Source organism: Vogesella indigofera (genome assembly GCF_028548395.1).
Taxonomy (GTDB): Bacteria; Pseudomonadota; Gammaproteobacteria; order Burkholderiales; family Chromobacteriaceae; genus Vogesella; species Vogesella indigofera_A.
Genome location: NZ_JAQQLA010000012.1, coordinates 18,214 through 36,667, shown reverse-complemented (window position 1 = coordinate 36,667; position 18,454 = coordinate 18,214). Strand labels below are relative to the sequence as shown.

The window sequence follows — 18,454 nt, the reverse complement described above, 5'->3', positions numbered from 1 at the left end:
GCCCGCCCGCTGGCTGCGCTTTGGCTGGCGTCTCCGCCCGGTGCCGCCTCCGCGCGTGTTTATGGTCTCGTGCGCTCACGCGGGACAAGGCAAAACGGTTGAAGAAGCGGCGTTGAGCCGGATATCAACCAGCGGCCGAAGTCGTTTTCAACGCGCTATCGCCCATTGAGATCAAGTGGCGGCAGATCGTGAACAGGCGCTCAGGCCAGCGGCACGAACCATTCCTCGTGCAGTGACAGCGCGGCCAGCAGCGGCCGCGTCGTGAGCGCGCCTTGCCGCGCCTGCTGCAGCGCGTCGGCGTCGGCCACCGGCTCGTACACCTCCATCCAGGTCTGCGCATCATCGCGGCGTTGCAATAATCTGCCCTTGATGCCGGTTGCTTTCTCGATTTCTGCCAGTAGCGTCTCTGCCTGTTGCCGGATTGGCAGAATGTTGTCCTGCACGCGGTAGTAGATGTAAAGCGCGGCGGCCATGTTTACTCCTTTTGCACTGCAAAAATAAGGTTATGATAGCCGCTTCGATAGTGACAGAACGGGACGGTAGCATGCAGGCGGGTGAGGGCAAGTTGACCCTGGTGGTGATCGGTGTCGGCCTGATTGGCGGCTCGTTTGCGCTGGCACTGAAGCGTGCCGGCAAGGTTGGCCGCGTGATCGGGGTCGGCCGCTCGGCGGCCAACCTGGAGCGCGCCATCGAACTGGGCGTCATCGACGAGGCCAGCCACAGCGCCGCCGACGCGGTGCGCCACGCTGACATCGTGCTGGTGGCGACACCGGTGGGGCAGATGGCGCGCGTGTTCGCCGACATCGCGCCGCAGCTGCCCGCGCACTGCGTGGTCACCGACGGCGGCAGCACCAAGAGCGACGTGGTGGCGCTGATGCGCGCGCACCTCGCCGGCCACCTGACGCAGTGCGTGCCGGCGCACCCGATTGCCGGCTCCGACCTGTCCGGCGCCGTCGCCGCGCAGTACGGGCTGTACGACAACCGTCGCATCGTGGTGACGCCGCTGCCGGAAACGGCCGCCGCCGCCGCCGCCCTGGTGCGCGAGCTGTGGCAGGCCTGCGGCGCGCGGGTGTACGAGATGAGCGCCGCCGAGCACGACGCGGTGTTCGCCACCGTCAGCCACCTGCCGCACCTGCTGGCCTTCGCCTACGTCGACATGATCGTCGCCAAGCAGGATGGCGAACGCTGTTTCGATTTTGCCGCTACCGGTTTTCGCGATTTCACCCGCATCGCCGGCAGTCATCCGGAGATGTGGCGCGACATCGCGCTGGCCAACCGCGACGCACTGTTGGCGGAGCTGGACGGCTATCGCGCGGCGCTGGACAGCCTGCGCGATGAGCTGGCCAGCGGCGATGCCGCGGCGCTGACCGCGCGCTTCGAGCGTGCGCGCGAGGCACGTCATGGCTGGCACCAGAAATTCCTGCGGGGCAATTCATGAGCGCGCCGAACGCCACCACCATCTGGGTCGACGCCGACGCCTGTCCGGCGGTGATCAAGGACATCCTGTTCCGTGCTGCCGACCGCACCGCCACCCGCACCGTGCTGGTCGCCAACCAGCTGCTGCGCGTGCCACCGTCGCCGCACATTCGCGCGCAGCAGGTGCCGGCCGGCTTCGACGTTGCCGACAATCACATCGCGCAGCAGGCGCAGCCGGGTGACATCGTGGTCACCGCCGACATTCCGCTGGCGGCGCAGGTGGTGGCCAAGGGCGCGCTGGCGCTCAATCCGCGCGGCGAGCTGTACAGCGACGCCACCATCCGCGAGGCGCTGACGCTGCGCAACTTCATGACCGAGCTGCGCGACAGCGGGGTGCAGACCGGTGGGCCGGCAGCGTTCAGCCAGCGCGACCGCCAGGCATTCGCCGCGCAGCTGGACAAGCTGCTGCAAAGGTTGGCTGCACGGCGCGGCTGATCCGTCGTTGTGGTTACGCCGGACCTGGCGCTCTCGCCTCGCCTAACATAGCCTCGCCGCGTAGTTGAGCAGGGCGTCGCCGGTGCCGACCGCCGCAGGCGCACTGCAAGGCGGCGCAATGCAGCATCAGGGGAGGGCGGCGTTAGCCGCCGTGCTGGCGGATCACCCCTTCTTTGTCCGCCGCCTGCCAGCCGGTCGGTTTCAGGATCTTGCCGTCTTCGCGGCGCAGCACCTTGCCGTCCACGCACTTGGCCAGGTTGGCCGCATGGATCGCGTCGAACATCTTTTCCACCGGCAGTCCCTGTGACAGCAGCAGGCCGAGCAGCACGTTCAGTACGTCCACGCCCTCGGCCGCCAGCTCGGCGCGCAACCGGGTCTGCTCGGCCGGGTCGGCCTGCTGGATACGCTGGTAGTCCTGCAGCGCGGTCATGAATTCCTGCCACTCTTCCTGCAGCATGGTTTGCCACATGGCGAGGGCGGCAGCATCGAATTGCGGCGTGGCCGGCAGGCTCATGTCGAAGCGCGCCATGAAGTCGCGACGTAGGGTGAACGGGTTGCTCATCTTGTGTTGTTTGGTGTTAATTGACGCAATATTTTGTGTTCTGTGCCCGCTGCTGGCAAGTGCCGGCCATGAAAAAAGCCGCTGCATTTGCAGCGGCTTTTGGCTTGCGGCCAACGTTTAGCGGTTTGCCAGCTTGCCCAGCACCTCGAAGTAGTCGGGGAAGGTCTTGGCCACGCACTTCGGGTCGTTGATGATCACCGGCGTGCCCAGTAGCGCCACCAGCGAGAAGCACATCGCCATGCGGTGGTCGTCGTAGGTGTCGATCTCGGCATTGGCAATCAGCGTAGCCGGTGGGGTGACGCTGATGCTGTCCTGGGTTTCCACCACCGTGGCGCCGACCTTGCGCAGCTCGGTGGCCATCGCCGCCAGGCGGTCGGTTTCCTTCACCCGCCAGCTTTCCACGTTGCGGATGGTGGTGGTGCCGTTGGCGGCCAGCGCGGCCACCGCGATGGTCATCGCCGCGTCCGGGATGTGGTTCAGGTCCACGTCGATGGCCTTGAGGCCGCCCTGCGGCGCGCGTGCCTCGATCCAGTTGTCGCCGATGCTGATCTCGGCGCCCATCAGCGCCAGCGCGTCGGCGAATTTTACATCGCCCTGGATGCTGCTGCGGCCAACCCCTTCCACCCGCACCGGGCCACCAGCCAGCGCGCCGGCCGCCAGGAAGTAGGACGCGCTGGACGCGTCGCCCTCGACGTGGATCTCGCCCGGCGAGCGGTAACGTTGGCCGCCGGCAATGTTGAAGCGCTGCCAGCCATCACGCTGCACGTTCACGCCGAAGCGCGCCATCAGATTGAGAGTGATCTCGATATACGGCTTGGAAATCAGCTCGCCGACCACCTCGATGGTGACACTTTCGCCGGTCAGCGGCAGCGCCATCAGCAGCGCGGTGAGGAACTGGCTGGAGACGTTGCCCTTCACCGGAATGACCTTGCCGCTGTTGACGCCGGCCGGCTTGATCTGCAGCGGCGGGAAACCGTCATTGCCTAGATAATCGATATCGGCGCCGGCCACGCGCAGCGCGTCGACCAGATCGCCGATCGGGCGCTCGTGCATGCGTGCCACGCCGTGCAGATGGTAGTGGCCCTGCATCAGCGCCAGCGCGGCGGTCAGTGGGCGGAAGGCGGTGCCGGCGTTGCCGAGGAACAGGTCGGCATCCTTGACCGCAAACAGGCCGCCGGTGCCGTGCACCAGGAAGTCGCGGCTGTTGCCCTGCTGCTCGACGGTGACGCCCAGCGTGGCCAGCGCTTCCAGCATGCGGCTGATGTCGTCGGAATCGAGCAGGTCGCGCACCAGGGTCTGGCCGTCGGCCAGTGCGGCCAGCAGCAGGGTGCGGTTGGAAATGCTCTTCGAGCCGGGCAGTTTGACGGTGCCGGCGAGATGGGGAATCGGGTGTAGCGTCAGTTGTTCCATGGCGGTCTTGCTCGTTGATTTTGTTCGGGGCGCGGCGCTGGCCGCTGTCTGCGCCGGTCGCGCGTGCGGCGCGCCGGCATCGGGTGATCTCTGTACCGACTGTACCGTTATTGTGCATTGCCGCGCAAACATCCGCTGCGGCGGCAGCTGCGTTACAATATCGGGTTTTCAGTCAGGCTTTCTTTCATGGCCATGCTCCGACCCGTTATTACCATCGATGGCCCGTCCGCCTCCGGCAAAGGCACCGTGGCGGCACTCGTTGCCCGCGAGCTGGGCTTCCATTATCTCGATTCCGGTGCGCTGTACCGGCTGGCCGCGCTGTACGCGCTGCGCGAAGGCGTGAGTTGGGAAGACGAAAACCAGGTCGCCAGGTTGGCCGCACAGCTGCCGGCGGCCTTTACCGACGACAAGGTGTGGCTGGATGGCCACGATGTCAGCGCCGCGATCCGCGCCGAGGATATCGGCATGGGCGCCTCCAGAGTCGCCGCGCTGCCGAGCGTGCGCGCCGCGCTGCTTGAGCGCCAGCGTGCCTACCAGCAGACGCCGGGGCTGGTGGCCGACGGCCGCGACATGGGTTCGGTGGTGTTCCCGCGCGCCGAGCTCAAGGTTTTCCTGACCGCTAGCGCCGAAGAACGCGCCGCGCGACGCTATAAGCAGTTGATCGCAAAAGGGGAATCTGCTAACCTCCCGCAGATTCAGCAGGATATTTGTGACCGTGACGCGCGTGACGCGGCACGGAGCGTTGCCCCGTTGAGACAAGAACCGGATGCCCGTTTGCTAGATACCTCCGCGCTCACCATTGACCAGGCGGTCAAGCAGGTGCTGCAGTGGTTTCGCGAACGATAAAGGCGCCCGGTTGTTCATTTTTGTAGCACGCTGCTTCGGTTTCCTTGCACCGGCAGTCCTCAAACCTAACCCCGCGTGACGCAAGGCATGCAACAAGAGTAAATCTGATGACTAACCTCGTAATGGATAGCTTCGCCGCCCTGTTTGAAGAGAGCCTGGCTCTGCAAGAAATGCGCGCCGGTGAAGTAATCACTGCTGAAGTCGTTTCCATCGATTCCAACTTCGTTACCGTTAACGCCGGTCTGAAGTCCGAGTCGCTGATCCCTGTTGAAGAATTCAAGGGTGACAATGGCCAGGTTGAAGTAGCAATTGGCGATTTCGTCACTGTTGCCATCGACTCCCTGGAAAACGGCTTTGGCGAAACCAAGCTGTCCCGCGAAAAAGCCAAGCGTCTGGCTGCGTGGATTGACCTGGAAGAGGCTCTGGAAGCTGGCAAGATCCTGTCTGGCGTGATCAGCGGTAAAGTCAAGGGTGGTCTGACCGTTATGGTTAACGGCATCCGCGCCTTCCTGCCGGGTTCGCTGGTAGATGTACGTCCGGTGAAAGACACCACTCCTTACGAAGGTAAGGAAGTTGAGTTCAAGGTTATCAAGCTGGATCGCAAGCGCAACAACGTGGTTGTTTCGCGCCGTGCGGTTCTGGAAGAAACCCTGGGCGAAGAGCGCAAGGCACTGCTGGAAACCCTGCGTGAAGGCCTGGTGGTTAAGGGTATCGTCAAGAACATCACCGACTACGGTGCGTTCGTTGACCTGGGCGGTATCGATGGTCTGCTGCACATCACCGACCTGGCATGGCGCCGTGTCAAGCACCCGTCCGAAGTTCTGGCCGTTGGTGACGAAGTTGAAGCCAAGGTTCTCAAGTTCGATCAGGACAAGAACCGCGTTTCGCTGGGTCTCAAGCAGCTGGGCGAAGATCCGTGGGTGGGCCTGTCCCGCCGTTACCCTGCCGGCACCCGCCTGTTCGGCAAGGTAACCAACCTGACCGACTACGGTGGCTTTGTTGAAATCGAACAGGGTATCGAAGGTCTGGTTCACGTGTCCGAAATGGACTGGACCAACAAGAACGTACACCCATCCAAGGTAGTTCAGGTGGGCGACGAAGTTGAAGTCATGATCCTCGAGATCGACGAAGACCGTCGTCGTATCAGCCTGGGCATGAAGCAGTGCCAGGCCAACCCATGGAACGCCTTCGCTGACGACTTCAAGAAGGGTGACAAGATCAAGGGCGCCATCAAGTCGATCACCGACTTCGGCGTGTTCGTTGGTCTGCCAGGCGGCATCGACGGCCTGGTTCACCTGTCCGACCTGTCCTGGAACGAGACCGGCGAAGAAGCCGTTCGCCGCTTCAAGAAGGGCGACGAAGTTGAAGCCGTGGTTATGTCCATCGACGTTGAGAAAGAGCGCATCTCCCTCGGCATCAAGCAACTGGAAGGCGATCCGTTTAACAACTACGTTGCCATGAACGACAAGGGCGCGCTGGTTAAGGGCGTGGTGAAGTCTGCTGATGCCAAAGGCGCCGTGATCCAGCTGGATAGCGACGTTGAAGGTTACCTGCGTGCTTCCGAAGTGTCGCGTGACCGCGTTGAAGACATCCGTACCCACGTTAAAGAGGGTGACGAAGTTGAAACCGTGATCATCGCTGTTGACCGCAAGGCTCGCTCCATCAGCCTGTCGATCAAGGCGAAAGACATGCAGGAAGAGAAAGCCGCCATGGGCGCGATCTCTGCTGATGCCAGCGCGAACGTGTCTGCCGGTACTACCAGCCTGGGCGCCCTGCTCAAGGCTAAACTGTCCGGCGGCAACGAATAAGTGATGGATATGACCAAATCTGAGCTTATTGCGAGGCTTGCCGAGCGTTATCCTCAGTTGGTCGCCAAAGATGCTGAACTGGCCGTCAAAACCATTCTGGATGCGATGGCCGGCAGCCTGGCAAAAGGGCAGCGAATCGAGATTCGCGGCTTCGGTAGCTTCGATCTGAACTACCGTCCGCCGCGGGTTGGCCGCAACCCCAAGTCCGGCTCCAGCGTTGTCGTTCCTGAGAAATACGTGCCTCACTTCAAGGCAGGCAAAGAGCTGCGCGAACGCGTGGATCTTGCCCCGGGGGCTTCCGAGTAAGCGCCCGATGTGCCTGTCTGCAAAACGCTGCGGTTTACCGCAGCGTTTTTTTATTCCGCTTCCGGCTTGGGGGGGCGCACGCTTTCGTTTAAACTTGCGATAATTTTTGATCAGGCCGGAGTCGTTATGCGTTACCTCGTTCGCTTGCTGGAGCTGGTGCTGCTGGTGCTGCTGGTGGCGGTAACCGTGCAGAACAGTGCCATCGTCGAGTTCAAGCTGTTTTTTGGACAAAGCTGGAATGCGCCGCTGATCCTGCTGTTGCTGGTGTTCTTTGTTGCCGGTGTGCTGATTGCGATGCTGGCCACCTTTACCTATTCCCTGCGTGTCCGTCGCGAGCTGTCGCAGCTCAAGAAGGAATTGCGCTCCAGACAGGCCAGCAGCCGGGTGACCAAAGACCCGAGCGACGCACTGGCTGACTGATTTGCTTCTGCCGTTTGCCGGCATTCCCGTACCGAGGTTGGATTTTGGATATTGATCTGTGGTGGCTGTTGCTGTTCCCGGCATTTTTCGGTCTGGGCTGGCTGGCCGCGCGCGTCGACATGCGCGCCGTACTGAAACAGGCACGCGAAGTGCCGGCCGGTTTTTACAAGGGGCTGGACGCGCTGGTCGATGACAAGACCGATGTCGCCGCCCGCTCGCTGGCGGAAGTGGCTCGCGCCCATCCGCAGGCACTGGAAGTGCAGTTGAGCCTGGGCAAGCTGTACCGCCGCCGCGGCGAGAACGACCGCGCCATCCGCCTGCACCAGCAGGTGCTGGAACTGCCGGATCTCAGTAACGAGCAAAAGGCACAGGTGCGTTTCGAGCTGTCGCAGGACTTTCACAAGGCCGGGCTGGTCGATCGCGCCGAGGAAATCCTGGTCAAGCTGCTGCCCAGCCAGACCATGGGCCGTGCCGCGCGCGAGCAGCTGCTGAGCATCTACCAGCAGGACCGCGACTGGGAAAAGGCGGTCGCCACCGCGCGCGAGCTGCGTAGCGACGCCCACTCCTTCCAGCACGAGGTGGCGCAGTTTTTCTGCGAGCTGGCACAGGGTGCGCTATACCAGTCCGACTACGATAAGGCACGCCGCTACGTGCAGGAAGCGTTTGCCGCCAACCGCAAGTGCGTGCGCGCCAGCATCCTGCTCGGTGACATCGAGGTCGCCGCCGGCCAGCCGGAAGCCGCCATCGCCGCGTGGCAGGCGATCGAGAAGCAGAACTACGAATACCTGGCGATGGTCGCCGAGCGCCTGTTCGACGCCTACGAGTCGCTGGGCAAGGCGGCGGAAGGCATTGCGCTGCTGCGCGGTTATCAGCGCACCTTTTCGCAGCTGGAACTGACCGACCTGCTGTACCAGAAGGTGGCCACCTACGAAGGCGAGGCCAGGGCTCTGGAAGCGGTGCGCGAAGCGGTACACGCACGGCCGAACCTGCTCGGCGTCTACCGCCTGGTGGAAGCGCAAATGGACGAGCTGAGCCCGGAAGGGCGCATGGACGCCGAAGTGGCGCGCGCACTGATCATGAAGCACGCGCAGCGGCTGACCGTGCACCGCTGCAAACGCTGCAATTTCCGCTCGCGGGCCTTCTTCTGGCACTGCCCGGCCTGCGGCGAGTGGGAGAGCTTCACCCCCAATCGCTCGGAAACCCATTGATTTCAAGCATTGAAGACTGGAACAACATGAATCCCTTGATGGCGCCTGGCCTTGCGGCCAACGTTACCTCGCCGGTGCTGGTGGCACTGGATTTTGCCACCGCCGATGCCGCGCTGGCCTTTGCCTCTCGTCTTGACCCATTGCAGTGCCGGCTGAAGGTCGGCAAGGAGCTGTTTACCGCCGCCGGCCCGCAGCTGCTGCAGCAGTTGCAGGCGCGCGGCTTCCAGGTGTTCCTGGACCTGAAATTCCACGACATCCCCAACACGGTGGCGCACGCCTGCAAGATGGCGGCCGAAGCCGGGGTGTGGATGGTCAACGTGCACGCCTCCGGCGGCCGCCGCATGATGACCGCCGCAGCCGAGGCGCTGGCGCAGTACAGCCAGCGCCCGCTGCTGATCGCGGTCACGGTGCTGACCAGCATGGAGGCCAGCGATCTGGCCGAGATCGGTATCACCGTGCCGCCGCAGGAGCAGGTGCTGCGCCTGGCACGGCTGACGCGCGACAGCGGGCTGGACGGTGTGGTGTGCTCGGCGCAGGAAGCGCCGCTGCTGAAGGCCGAGCTGGGCCACGACTTCAAACTGGTGACCCCGGGCATCCGCCTCGCCGACAGCGCCGCCGACGACCAGCGCCGGGTGATGACCCCGGTGGCCGCGCTGCAGGCCGGCGCCGACTACCTGGTGATCGGCCGTCCGATCACCCAGGCCGCCGATCCGCTGGCCGCGCTGACGGCGATCAATACCGACATTCAATCCTATCTGGCGACAAAAGCATGAAAATTACCGTAATCGGATCGGGCTATGTCGGCCTGGTCACCGGCACCTGTCTCGCCGAAGTGGGCAATCACGTGCTGTGCCTGGACGTGGATCCGGCCAAGATCGCCATGCTGCAGGCCGGCGGCATCCCGATCTACGAGCCGGGGCTGGACGAAATGGTCAAGCGCAACGTCGTCGCCGGTCGCCTCAGCTTCACCACCGACGTTGCCGCGTCGGTCGCGTTCGGCGACATCCAGTTCATCGCCGTCGGTACGCCGCCGGACGAGGACGGCTCCGCCGACCTGCAGTATGTACTGGCCGCCGCGCGCAATATCGGCCAGCACATGAACGGTTACAAGGTCATCGTCGACAAGTCGACAGTACCGGTCGGCACCGCCGACAAGGTCAACGCCGCGATCGCGGCAACGTTGGCCGCACGCGATACCTGCATCGACTACAGCGTGGTGTCCAATCCGGAATTCCTGAAAGAGGGCGCCGCGATCGAGGACTTCATGAAGCCGGACCGCATCGTGGTCGGTGCCGGGGACGAGCGTGCCATCGACATGATGCGCCGCCTGTACGAGCCGTTCCAGCGCAACCACGAGCGCATCCTGTTCATGGACGTGCGCTCCGCCGAGCTGACCAAGTACGCTGCCAACGCGATGCTGGCGACCCGCATCTCGTTCATGAACGAGCTGGCTAACCTCGCGGAAACGCTGGGTGCCGACATCGAGCTGGTGCGCAAGGGCATCGGCTCCGATCCGCGCATCGGCTACCACTTCCTGTATCCGGGCACCGGCTACGGTGGCTCCTGCTTCCCGAAAGACGTGAAGGCGCTGGTGGCGACCGGCCGCGACAACGGCCACGCGATGCGCGTGCTGACCGCGGTGGAAGCCGCCAACGATGCACAGAAGCTGCGGCTGGTGGAAAAAGTGGTCGCCAAGTTCGGTGCCGACCTGAGCGGTCGCCGTTTCGCGCTGTGGGGGCTGGCGTTCAAGCCCAACACCGACGACATGCGCGAGGCGCCGAGCCGCGTGATTGTCGACGAACTGACCCGTCGCGGCGCGCAAGTGGTCGCCTTTGACCCGGTGGCGATGCACGAAGCGTCGCGCACCATGGCCGACATCGCCGGTTTTGCCTTCGCCGACGACATGATGAGCCCGTTGCATGGCGCCGATGCGCTGCTGATCGCCACCGAATGGAAGGCGTTCCGCAGCCCGGACTTTGCCGAGCTGAAACGCCTGCTGCTGCAGCCGCTGATTTTCGACGGCCGCAATATGTACGATCCGGCCTGGCTGCGCTCGCAGGGCTTCGAATACCACGCCATCGGCCGTTGAGGTGAGCATGAACCTGTTGAACACGCTGGGCCTCGTGCCCGCAACGTTGGCCGCACAGCTGGCCGCAGCCAAGGTGCTGGTGGTCGGCGACGTGATGCTGGACCGCTACTGGTTCGGCGATGTGAGCCGCATCTCGCCGGAGGCACCGGTGCCGGTGGCCAAAATCAGCCGCATGGAAGAGCGCGCCGGTGGCGCCGCCAACGTGGCGCGCAATATCGCCAGCTTGGGCGGTGCGGCCACCATCCTGTCGGTGGTCGGCGACGACGAGGCCGCGACCGCGCTGGAGCGGTTGCTGGCCAATGACGGCATCCGCGCCTCGTTCAAGCGCGATGCCGGCATCGCCACCACGGTGAAGCTGCGGGTGGTGGCGCGGCAGCAGCAGCTGATCCGCCTCGATTTCGAGGACGCGCCCAGCCATGAAATTCTCGCCGACAAGCTGGACGAGTACGCGGCCATCGTCGCCGAACACGACGTGGTGATCCTGTCCGACTACGGCAAGGGCGGCCTCACCCACGTCGCACGCATGATCGCGCTGGCACGGGAGGCCGGCAAGCCGGTGCTGATCGACCCGAAAGGCGACGACTACAGCAAGTACGCCGGCGCCACGCTGCTGACGCCGAACCGCAGCGAGTTCAAGCAGGTCGCCGGCAGCTGGCAGACCGAGGCGCAGCTCAGCGCCAAGGCTGAGGCGCTGCGTGCCGAGCTGGACCTGACCGCGCTGCTGGTGACACGCAGCGAAGAGGGCATGACGCTGTACCGTGCCGATGGCGCGGTGCACGAACCGACGCTGGCGCAGGAGGTGTACGACGTGTCCGGTGCCGGGGATACAGTGATCGGCACCCTGGGCCTGATGTTGGCCGCAGGTCTGGAGCTGCCGCTGGCGATGCGGCTGGCCAATGCCGCCGCCGGCATCGTGGTGGCCAAGCTGGGCACCGCCGTGTGCCACCAGCGCGAACTGTTTGCACTGTAATGTAAGGCGAGGCAGCGATGACGGACTGGGCGACGCAGGTATTGCAGTTCTGGTTTGAGGGTACGGACGACGCGCAGCTGGCCGCGAGCCGCAGCGCCTGGTTCCGCAAGGATGCCGCCTTCGACGGCGCCATCCGCCAGCGTTTCTTGCCGCTGTGGCAACGCGCCGCCGCTGGCGAACTGCTGCCGGACCCGGCCGACACGCACGCGGTGCTGGCATGGCTGATCGTGGCCGACCAGTTCTCGCGCAACCTGTTCCGCGGCGAGGCGCAGGCGTTTGCGCTGGATGCGACGGCGCGGACGGTGGCCAAAGCGGCGCTGGCTGCCGGGCTGGAGCAGCAACTGCCACCGGTGGCACGCTGGTTCTTCTATCTGCCGCTGGAGCACAGCGAAGCGCTGGCCGACCAGCACGAGGCGGTACGCCGCTTCGAAAGCCTGCCGCCGGACAGCCCCGAACGCGCCAGTGTCGTCGACTACGCCCACCGCCATCGCGAGGTGATTGCCCGCTTTGGCCGCTTTCCCCACCGCAATGTCGCGCTGGGACGCCCCTCTACCGCGGACGAGCTGCAGTTTCTGGCCCAGCCGGGGAGCTCGTTCTGACTTCCTAAAGGAAATGCTATGACCATCGTGGTGACCGGCGCTGCCGGCTTTATCGGCTCCAACATCATCAAGGCGCTCAATGCCCGCGGCGAAACCGACATCATCGCCGTCGACAACCTGACCCGCGGCGACAAGTTCATCAACCTGGTGAACTGCGAGATCAGCGACTACCTCGACAAGCAGGACTTCATCAGCCTGATCGGCAGCGGTGATTTCGACGGTGAGATCCGCGCCATCCTGCACCAGGGGGCCTGCTCGGACACCATGAACCACGACGGCAAGTACATGATGGAGAACAACTACCAGTACACGCTGGAGCTGTTCGAATTCTGCCAGGCGGAAGAAGTCCCGTTCCTGTACGCGTCCAGCGCCGCCACCTACGGCAAGGGCAGCGTGTTCAAGGAAGAGCGCCAGCATGAAGGCCCGCTCAATGTCTACGGCTATTCCAAGTTCCTGTTCGACCAGGTGCTGCGCCGCCGCATGAAGGAGGGCCTCACCGCGCAGGTGGCCGGCTTCCGCTACTTTAATGTTTACGGCGCGCAGGAGCAGCACAAGGGACGCATGGCGTCGGTAGCGTTCCACAACTTCAACCAGTACCGCGAATCCGGCAAGGTCAAGCTGTTCGGCGGTTACGACGGCTGGGACAACGGCAGCCAGAGCCGCGACTTCGTGTCGGTGGAGGACGTGGTCAACGTCAACCTGTTCTTCCTCGACAATCCGGACAAGTCCGGCATCTTCAACCTCGGCTCCGGCCGTGCGCAGCCGTTCAACGACGTGGCGGTCGCCACCGTCAACGCCTGCCGCCGCCACGAGGGCAAGCCGGCGCTGACGCTGGCAGAGCTGGTGCAGCAGGGCATCCTGGAGTACATCGAATTCCCGGAGGCGCTGAAAGGTAAGTACCAGAGCTTCACCCAGGCCGACATCGGCAAGCTGCGCGAAGCGGGCTACGACGCGCCGATGCTGACCGTGGAGCAGGGCGTAGACCGCTACGTGGACTGGCTGATCGCGCGCCAGGGCTGAGCCCCGCGCCTTGCCGCCCGCAAGCCCCGTCCTCCGGATGGGGCTTTGTCGTTTGCGGCTGTCATGGTGCTGTCACGGCATTGCGCTAGCGTGACGTCTTTCTGACGATACCGGATGGGATTCCTTATGCGCCGTTCTCTTGCTGTGCTGTTTGCCGGGCTGGCCATGCCAGCGCTGGCCGCGCCATTCACCCTGTTGCCGGTGTCGCATCCGGCGGTGGCAGCGGTGGAGCGCTATGAGGTCAGCGCACCGGCGCTCGCCTATCGCGGTGCCGATGCCGCGGCCTTCGATGGCAGCCTGCCGCTGGCGGTGGGCTCGGCGCTGAGCTTCAAGGGTTATGAAAAGGGCAGTGCGGCGTTGGAATTCTGGGCGGTGACCGATCGCGGCCCGAATGCCGACTCGCCGGAGGTGCTGAATGGCGGCACGCGCTACGCCAGCAAGCTGTTCCCGGTGCCGTCCTTTGTGCCGACGGTGGTGCAACTGCGCGTGTCGCTGGCGGAGGCGGTCAAGGTTGGCCGCATGCTGCCGCTGCGCGAAGCCGGGCGTGCCATCAGCGGCCGGCCGCTACCGCAGGGGGCGGTGGGCGCCAGCGGTGAAATAGGTCTCGATGAAAAACTGCAGCCGCTGCCGTACGACACGCTGGGCTTCGATCCGGAGGGCATCGCCGCGGACAAGCAGGGCAACCTGTGGCTGGTGGACGAGTACGGCCCGTTTCTCGCCCGGGTCGATGCCGCCAGTGGCGAGATCCGGCAGCGCTATGCGCCGGGTAGCGGCCTGCCGGCCATCCTCGCCGCGCGGCAGCCCAACCGCGGCTTTGAAGGCGTCACCGTGACGCCGTCCGGCAAGGTGGTCGCCATCGTGCAGAGCACGCTGGATGTCGATGGCCGCACCCGCCACCGCGCGCGCTTCAGCCGCATCGTCGAGCTGGACCCGGCCAGCGGCGCGGTGCGCCAGTTCGGCTATCCGGTGCCGGCGCACTACAGCAAGGCCGGCGACATGAAGCTGGGCGACATCGTGGCGCTGTCCGACAGCCGCTTCGCGGTGATCGAACAGGGCAAGGACCAGGACAAGCGGATGCACAACGACATCACGCTGATCGACCTGGCCACGGCCACGGCACTGGACGGCAAGACGCTGGCCGACGGCCGGGCGCTGGAGTATGGCGACGACGCGATGCTGGCGGCGGCCGGCATCCAGTTGGCGCGACGGACGCTGGCGCTGGACCTGCGCGCCTTGGGCTGGAGCGCGGAAAAGGCGGAAGGGCTGACGCTGGTGGAGAACAACCAGCTGGCGCTGATCAACGACAACGACTTCGGCGTGCGCAGCGAGGTGCAAGGCAGTGCCGCCAAGCTGGCACAGCTGCAGGTCGCCGCTGGCCAGCTGCAGAACCTGGCGGGCCAGCGCCAGGATGGCGCCCGTGTCGCCATCGCGCCCAATCGCGAGGCGACCGAGCTGTGGCTGATCACGCTGCAGAAGCCGCTGCATGCGCTGCCCTGAACGCGCCGGCGGCATGGTGCATCTGGTTATATTCAAGGTAGTCAAAATTCCAAAAGCCACGCCGATGGCAAGTGCTTGATCTGTATCGTGATTGTCGATGCTGGCGCGGCAGGCCAGGCTGCGGGGCGGCGACAGCGGGGTGCAAGCCGGTATAATGCGGCGCACTAGGAGACGCCAATGACCCTGCCCGTATTCAAACATCTCGAAGATTTCGTCGGTAACACCCCGCTGGTGCGCCTCAAGCGCCTGCCGGGCAACAGCAGCAACGTGGTGCTGGTCAAGCTGGAGGGCAACAACCCGGCCGGTTCGGTAAAGGACAGGCCGGCACTGTCGATGATCCGCCACGCCGAGGCGCGCGGCGAGATCAAGCCCGGTGACACCCTGATCGAGCCGACCAGCGGCAACACCGGCATCGCGCTGGCGATGGCGGCGACCATGATGGGTTACAAGATGATCCTGGTGATGCCGGAAAACTCCAGCCAGGAACGCATCGACACCATGCGCGCCTACGGCGCTGAGGTGATCCTGACGCCGAAGGCGGCGTCGATGCCCGGCGCCATCGACGAGGCGCGGCGCATGGAAGCGCTGGGCGTCGGCCGCATCCTCGACCAGTTCGGCAACCCGGACAATCCGCTGTCGCACCTTGAAGGTACCGGGCCGGAGATCTGGCGCGATACCGCCGGCACGGTCACCCACTTCGTGTCCAGCATGGGCACCACCGGCACCATCATGGGCACCAGCGCCTACCTCAAGCAGCAGAATCCGGCGATCCGCATCATCGGCGTGCAGCCGCAAAGCGGCAGCCAGATCCCCGGCATCCGCAAGTGGGAAGATGAATACCTGCCCAAGATCTGCGATTTCTCGCGGATCGACGAGCTGCTGCTGGTCGACCAGCAGACCGCGGAAGACACCGCGCGCCAGCTGGCGCGCGAGGAGGGCATCCTCGCCGGGCCGTCGTCCGGCGGCGCGCTGGCGGTGGCACTGCGCCTGAACCAGCAGCTGGAGAACGCGGTGATCGTGTCCATCGTCTGCGACCGCGGCGACCGCTACCTGTCCACCGGCCTGTTTTCCTGAGTCAACGTTGGCCGCACGCTGCGGCCAACCCCGAACCGAAGCGATTATGTCCCAACACGTTTTTTCGCCGCCGAGCGACGGCTCGATGAGCCCCAAAACCTGGTACCAGGCGGCCAGCCAGCAGCCGGGCTTTATTCACGACGCGGCCCAGGCCGCCGCCATCGAGCGGCTGGACGAGCTGTGGCAGACGCTGGTGGAGTTCAAGGACAAGCGCAACCGCTTCCTCGGCCGCAGCCTGCGCAAGCCGGAGGTGCCGCGCGGCCTGTATTTCTGGGGTGGCGTCGGCCGCGGCAAGAGCTTCCTGATGGACGCCTTCTTCGGCTGCGTGCCCTACAACCGCAAGCGCCGTGTGCACTTCCACCACTTCATGGCGGAAATCCACAAGCAGCTGCGCACGGTGTCGAACGAGGCCGACCCGCTGAAAACGGTGGCGGCACGCATTGCCCGCGACGTGCGCCTGCTGTGCTTTGACGAGTTCCACGTCAGCGACATCGCCGACGCCATGATCCTCGGCCGCCTGTTCGCCGCCCTGTTCGAGCAGGGCATCATCTGCGTGATGACTTCCAACTACCCGCCGGACAAGCTGTATCCGAACGGCCTGATGCGCAGCAACTTCCTGCCCACCATCGCCTTGCTGCAGCAGCACCTGGAGGTGATCAACGTCGATGGCGGCAACGACTACCGCCTGCGCGAGTTGACGCGCGAGCCACTGTTCCACGTGCCGGCCGATGCCGACGCCGAGGCAAAGATGCAGGACATGTTCGAGCGGCTGGCCGGCGCCGCCGGCGAGCTGGAGCTCGCGCTGACGGTGCTGGGGCGCGACATCCCGCTCAAGCGCCATGCGCCGGGGGTGATCTGGTTCGATTTCCGCGCCATCTGCGACGGGCCGCGGGCGCAGACCGACTATCTGGAGATTGCCAGCGAATACCACACCGTGTTCGTGTCCGGCATTCCGCAGCTGGCGGTGCGCGACGCGTCGATGGCGCGGCGGTTTACCTGGCTGGTGGACGTGTTTTACGACCATCGCGTCAAGCTGGTGGCGTCCAGCGCGGTGGCGCCGGAGCTGATCTATACCGAGGGGCCGCAGGCCAGCGAGTTTTTCCGTACCGCCAGCCGCCTCACCGAGATGCAGTCGCGCACCTATCTGGAACTGCCGCACCTGGTGGACGACTTCAAGATCGCCGACGGCATTACCGAGACCTGAGCCGCGCTCGCCGTGCGCCATGAAAAAAGGTTGGCCGCAGTGTTGCGGCCAACCTTTTTGCGTTACGGGAGGTGTTTAGCGCAGGTTCACGCGCTCGCGAGCAAGAGCTTAGCGCTGACCGGCCGGAATCAACAGCGGCTGGTAGCCGAGGGCGCGCAAGCGCTGCATTGCCTCTTCTGCCTCGGCACGGGTACGGAACGGGCCCAGCTGGACGCGGGTTTCGGTGCGCGCGGTGATGCCGCGCTTTTTCAGGTCCGCCACCAGCTTCTCGGCATTGTCCGGGCTGGAGAACAGGCCCAGCTGCACCTGGTAGCCGAAGGAGCTGCCTTGCGGGGCGATGCTGGGGGTCGGCAGGCGTAGCGGCACGGGCGGTTTTTCGGCAAGTGGCACGCGGATGGCGGGCGCAGGGGGCGGCGCGGTGGCGATGCCCGGTACCGGCACGGTGCTGTCGCGGCGTGGCGGCTCGCTACGCGGTGGCGCGGTTGTGCTACTGCTCTTGGCGGTGCTGTCCGGTAGTGCCTTGCTGTTGGCGACGGCCGGCGTGCGCGGCTGGGGCGTCTGGATCTGCGGTGGGGTGAGGGTGGTGACGCCGGCCGGGCTGCCGGGCGCCGGTGCCAGCGGCGAGCTGCCGGCGGGCGCACTGGCGCTGACGGCGGCACTGGCGTCCAGCGGCGCGCTGCTGTCGATGGCGCTGAGGCTCAGCGAGGCGCTGTCGCTGCTGTCTTTCTGGATGATGCGGCCGGAGCTGATCGGGGTGCTGGCCGGGGTCGGCGGTGTTGCCGGCGGATTGAAACTGTCGATGATCGGTATCGCCGCCAGTGCCACCAGAACCAGGCCGCTGGCAATCGCAATCCGTTTCTTGATCTGGGGCGATAGCCCGCTGTCGCCGCCGGGGGCGCGCTCTTGTGGCGTTGGATTCATCTCGGTTTACATTCTGTGCAGCAAACGCTGGTGAACACTGGTAAAATACCGGGTTCCTCAAAATTGGGTAACCCGTCAAGCTTGAAAATAGCTTGGCAAGTGTAACCATTTCGCTTGTAAACAGGGAGAATTTATATGGCAATCGAACGTACGCTGTCCATCATCAAGCCAGACGCAGTCGCCAAGAACGTTATCGGCAAGATCTACGACCGTTTTGAATCCGCTGGCCTGAAAGTCGTGGCCGCCAAGCTGAAGCAACTGTCGCGCGCCGAAGCCGAAGGCTTCTACGCCGTGCACAAAGAGCGTCCTTTCTTCAACGACCTGGTGAGCTTCATGATCTCCGGTCCGGTGATGATCCAGGCGCTGGAAGGCGAAAACGCCGTCCTGAAAAACCGCGAACTGATGGGCGCGACCGATCCGAAGAAAGCCGAAGCCGGTACCATCCGTGCCGATTTCGCTGATTCCATCGATGCCAACGCCGTTCACGGCTCCGACAGCCTCGAAAACGCCGCGATCGAAGTAGCCTACTTCTTCGCCGCAACCGAGATCTGTGCACGCTAAGTTGTACCCGGCGGCTGCCTGTGGCGGCCGCCATTTCCAGAGATTGAC

At 64.6% G+C, this 18,454-nt stretch carries 20 protein-coding genes; 16 read left to right on the top strand and 4 right to left on the bottom strand.

The window, feature by feature from the left end; all coding sequences use genetic code 11:
* Positions 1-200: 200 nt before the first annotated feature.
* Entirely contained in the window at positions 201-473 is a 273-nt protein-coding gene (locus tag PQU89_RS15885) for a DUF4936 family protein (protein WP_272766655.1), read from the bottom strand.
* Between the two features lie 71 nt (positions 474-544).
* Here PQU89_RS15885 and PQU89_RS15880 point away from each other — a divergent pair, with 71 nt between their 5' ends.
* On the top strand, positions 545-1,438 hold the full coding sequence (locus PQU89_RS15880) for a prephenate dehydrogenase (protein WP_272766654.1): 894 nt from the start codon (positions 545-547) through the stop codon (positions 1,436-1,438).
* Positions 1,435-1,911: a YaiI/YqxD family protein gene (locus tag PQU89_RS15875; RefSeq protein ID WP_272766653.1), complete on the top strand. Its 477-nt coding sequence runs from the start codon at positions 1,435-1,437 to the stop codon at positions 1,909-1,911. The genes PQU89_RS15880 and PQU89_RS15875 overlap by 4 nt, the downstream gene beginning before the upstream one ends.
* 142 nt (positions 1,912-2,053) lie before the next feature.
* On the opposite strand, the gene PQU89_RS15870 is transcribed toward PQU89_RS15875, so the two are convergent.
* Positions 2,054-2,473 carry a pyrophosphohydrolase domain-containing protein gene (locus tag PQU89_RS15870; RefSeq protein ID WP_272766652.1) on the bottom strand — a complete coding sequence of 140 codons (420 nt, stop codon included), beginning with the start codon at positions 2,471-2,473 and terminating at the stop codon, positions 2,054-2,056.
* Positions 2,474-2,590: 117 nt separating this feature from the next.
* On the bottom strand, positions 2,591-3,883 hold the full coding sequence (aroA, locus tag PQU89_RS15865) for a 3-phosphoshikimate 1-carboxyvinyltransferase (protein WP_272766651.1): 1,293 nt from the start codon (positions 3,881-3,883) through the stop codon (positions 2,591-2,593).
* A gap of 192 nt (positions 3,884-4,075) precedes the next feature.
* Here aroA and cmk point away from each other — a divergent pair, with 192 nt between their 5' ends.
* The 13 genes from cmk (at position 4,076) to zapE (ending at position 16,924) form a co-directional block, all read left to right on the top strand.
* Positions 4,076-4,729, top strand: coding sequence for a (d)CMP kinase (gene cmk / locus PQU89_RS15860; RefSeq protein WP_272766758.1), 654 nt, complete (start codon positions 4,076-4,078; stop codon positions 4,727-4,729).
* Between the two features lie 107 nt (positions 4,730-4,836).
* Positions 4,837-6,537, top strand: a complete 1,701-nt coding sequence (rpsA, locus tag PQU89_RS15855; RefSeq protein ID WP_272758791.1) for a 30S ribosomal protein S1 — start codon at positions 4,837-4,839, stop codon at positions 6,535-6,537.
* A 9-nt stretch (positions 6,538-6,546) separates the two neighbouring features.
* On the top strand, positions 6,547-6,843 hold the full coding sequence (locus PQU89_RS15850) for an integration host factor subunit beta (protein ID WP_047966245.1): 297 nt from the start codon (positions 6,547-6,549) through the stop codon (positions 6,841-6,843).
* A 126-nt stretch (positions 6,844-6,969) separates the two neighbouring features.
* Positions 6,970-7,263, top strand: coding sequence for a lipopolysaccharide assembly protein LapA domain-containing protein (locus tag PQU89_RS15845; RefSeq protein WP_047966126.1), 294 nt, complete (start codon positions 6,970-6,972; stop codon positions 7,261-7,263).
* Positions 7,264-7,307: 44 nt separating this feature from the next.
* Entirely contained in the window at positions 7,308-8,471 is a 1,164-nt protein-coding gene (lapB, locus tag PQU89_RS15840) for a lipopolysaccharide assembly protein LapB (RefSeq protein ID WP_272766650.1), read from the top strand.
* Positions 8,472-8,497: 26 nt separating this feature from the next.
* A complete protein-coding gene (gene pyrF / locus PQU89_RS15835; protein ID WP_272766649.1) occupies positions 8,498-9,244 on the top strand; it encodes an orotidine-5'-phosphate decarboxylase in 747 nt (248 codons plus the stop codon).
* Complete coding sequence (locus PQU89_RS15830; protein ID WP_272766648.1) at positions 9,241-10,560, top strand: UDP-glucose dehydrogenase family protein; 1,320 nt, start codon at positions 9,241-9,243, stop codon at positions 10,558-10,560. The genes pyrF and PQU89_RS15830 overlap by 4 nt, the downstream gene beginning before the upstream one ends.
* A 7-nt stretch (positions 10,561-10,567) precedes the next feature.
* Positions 10,568-11,530 carry a D-glycero-beta-D-manno-heptose-7-phosphate kinase gene (gene rfaE1 / locus PQU89_RS15825; protein ID WP_272766647.1) on the top strand — a complete coding sequence of 321 codons (963 nt, stop codon included), beginning with the start codon at positions 10,568-10,570 and terminating at the stop codon, positions 11,528-11,530.
* Positions 11,531-11,547: 17 nt separating this feature from the next.
* Positions 11,548-12,129: a DUF924 family protein gene (locus PQU89_RS15820; protein ID WP_272766646.1), complete on the top strand. Its 582-nt coding sequence runs from the start codon at positions 11,548-11,550 to the stop codon at positions 12,127-12,129.
* 18 nt (positions 12,130-12,147) lie between these two features.
* Positions 12,148-13,149, top strand: a complete 1,002-nt coding sequence (gene rfaD / locus PQU89_RS15815; protein WP_272766645.1) for an ADP-glyceromanno-heptose 6-epimerase — start codon at positions 12,148-12,150, stop codon at positions 13,147-13,149.
* 126 nt (positions 13,150-13,275) lie between these two features.
* Positions 13,276-14,646, top strand: coding sequence for an esterase-like activity of phytase family protein (locus tag PQU89_RS15810; RefSeq protein ID WP_272766644.1), 1,371 nt, complete (start codon positions 13,276-13,278; stop codon positions 14,644-14,646).
* Between the two features lie 177 nt (positions 14,647-14,823).
* Complete coding sequence (gene cysM, locus PQU89_RS15805) at positions 14,824-15,720, top strand: cysteine synthase CysM (protein ID WP_272766643.1); 897 nt, start codon at positions 14,824-14,826, stop codon at positions 15,718-15,720.
* A gap of 85 nt (positions 15,721-15,805) precedes the next feature.
* Complete coding sequence (gene zapE / locus PQU89_RS15800) at positions 15,806-16,924, top strand: cell division protein ZapE (RefSeq protein WP_272766642.1); 1,119 nt, start codon at positions 15,806-15,808, stop codon at positions 16,922-16,924.
* A gap of 108 nt (positions 16,925-17,032) precedes the next feature.
* Here the strand turns inward: zapE and PQU89_RS15795 are convergent, their stop codons facing one another.
* Positions 17,033-17,845, bottom strand: a complete 813-nt coding sequence (locus PQU89_RS15795) for an SPOR domain-containing protein (protein ID WP_272766641.1) — start codon at positions 17,843-17,845, stop codon at positions 17,033-17,035.
* A gap of 135 nt (positions 17,846-17,980) precedes the next feature.
* On the opposite strand from PQU89_RS15795, the gene ndk reads away from it, so the two are divergent.
* Positions 17,981-18,406 carry a nucleoside-diphosphate kinase gene (ndk, locus tag PQU89_RS15790; protein WP_047966118.1) on the top strand — a complete coding sequence of 142 codons (426 nt, stop codon included), beginning with the start codon at positions 17,981-17,983 and terminating at the stop codon, positions 18,404-18,406.
* Positions 18,407-18,454: the final 48 nt, after the last annotated feature.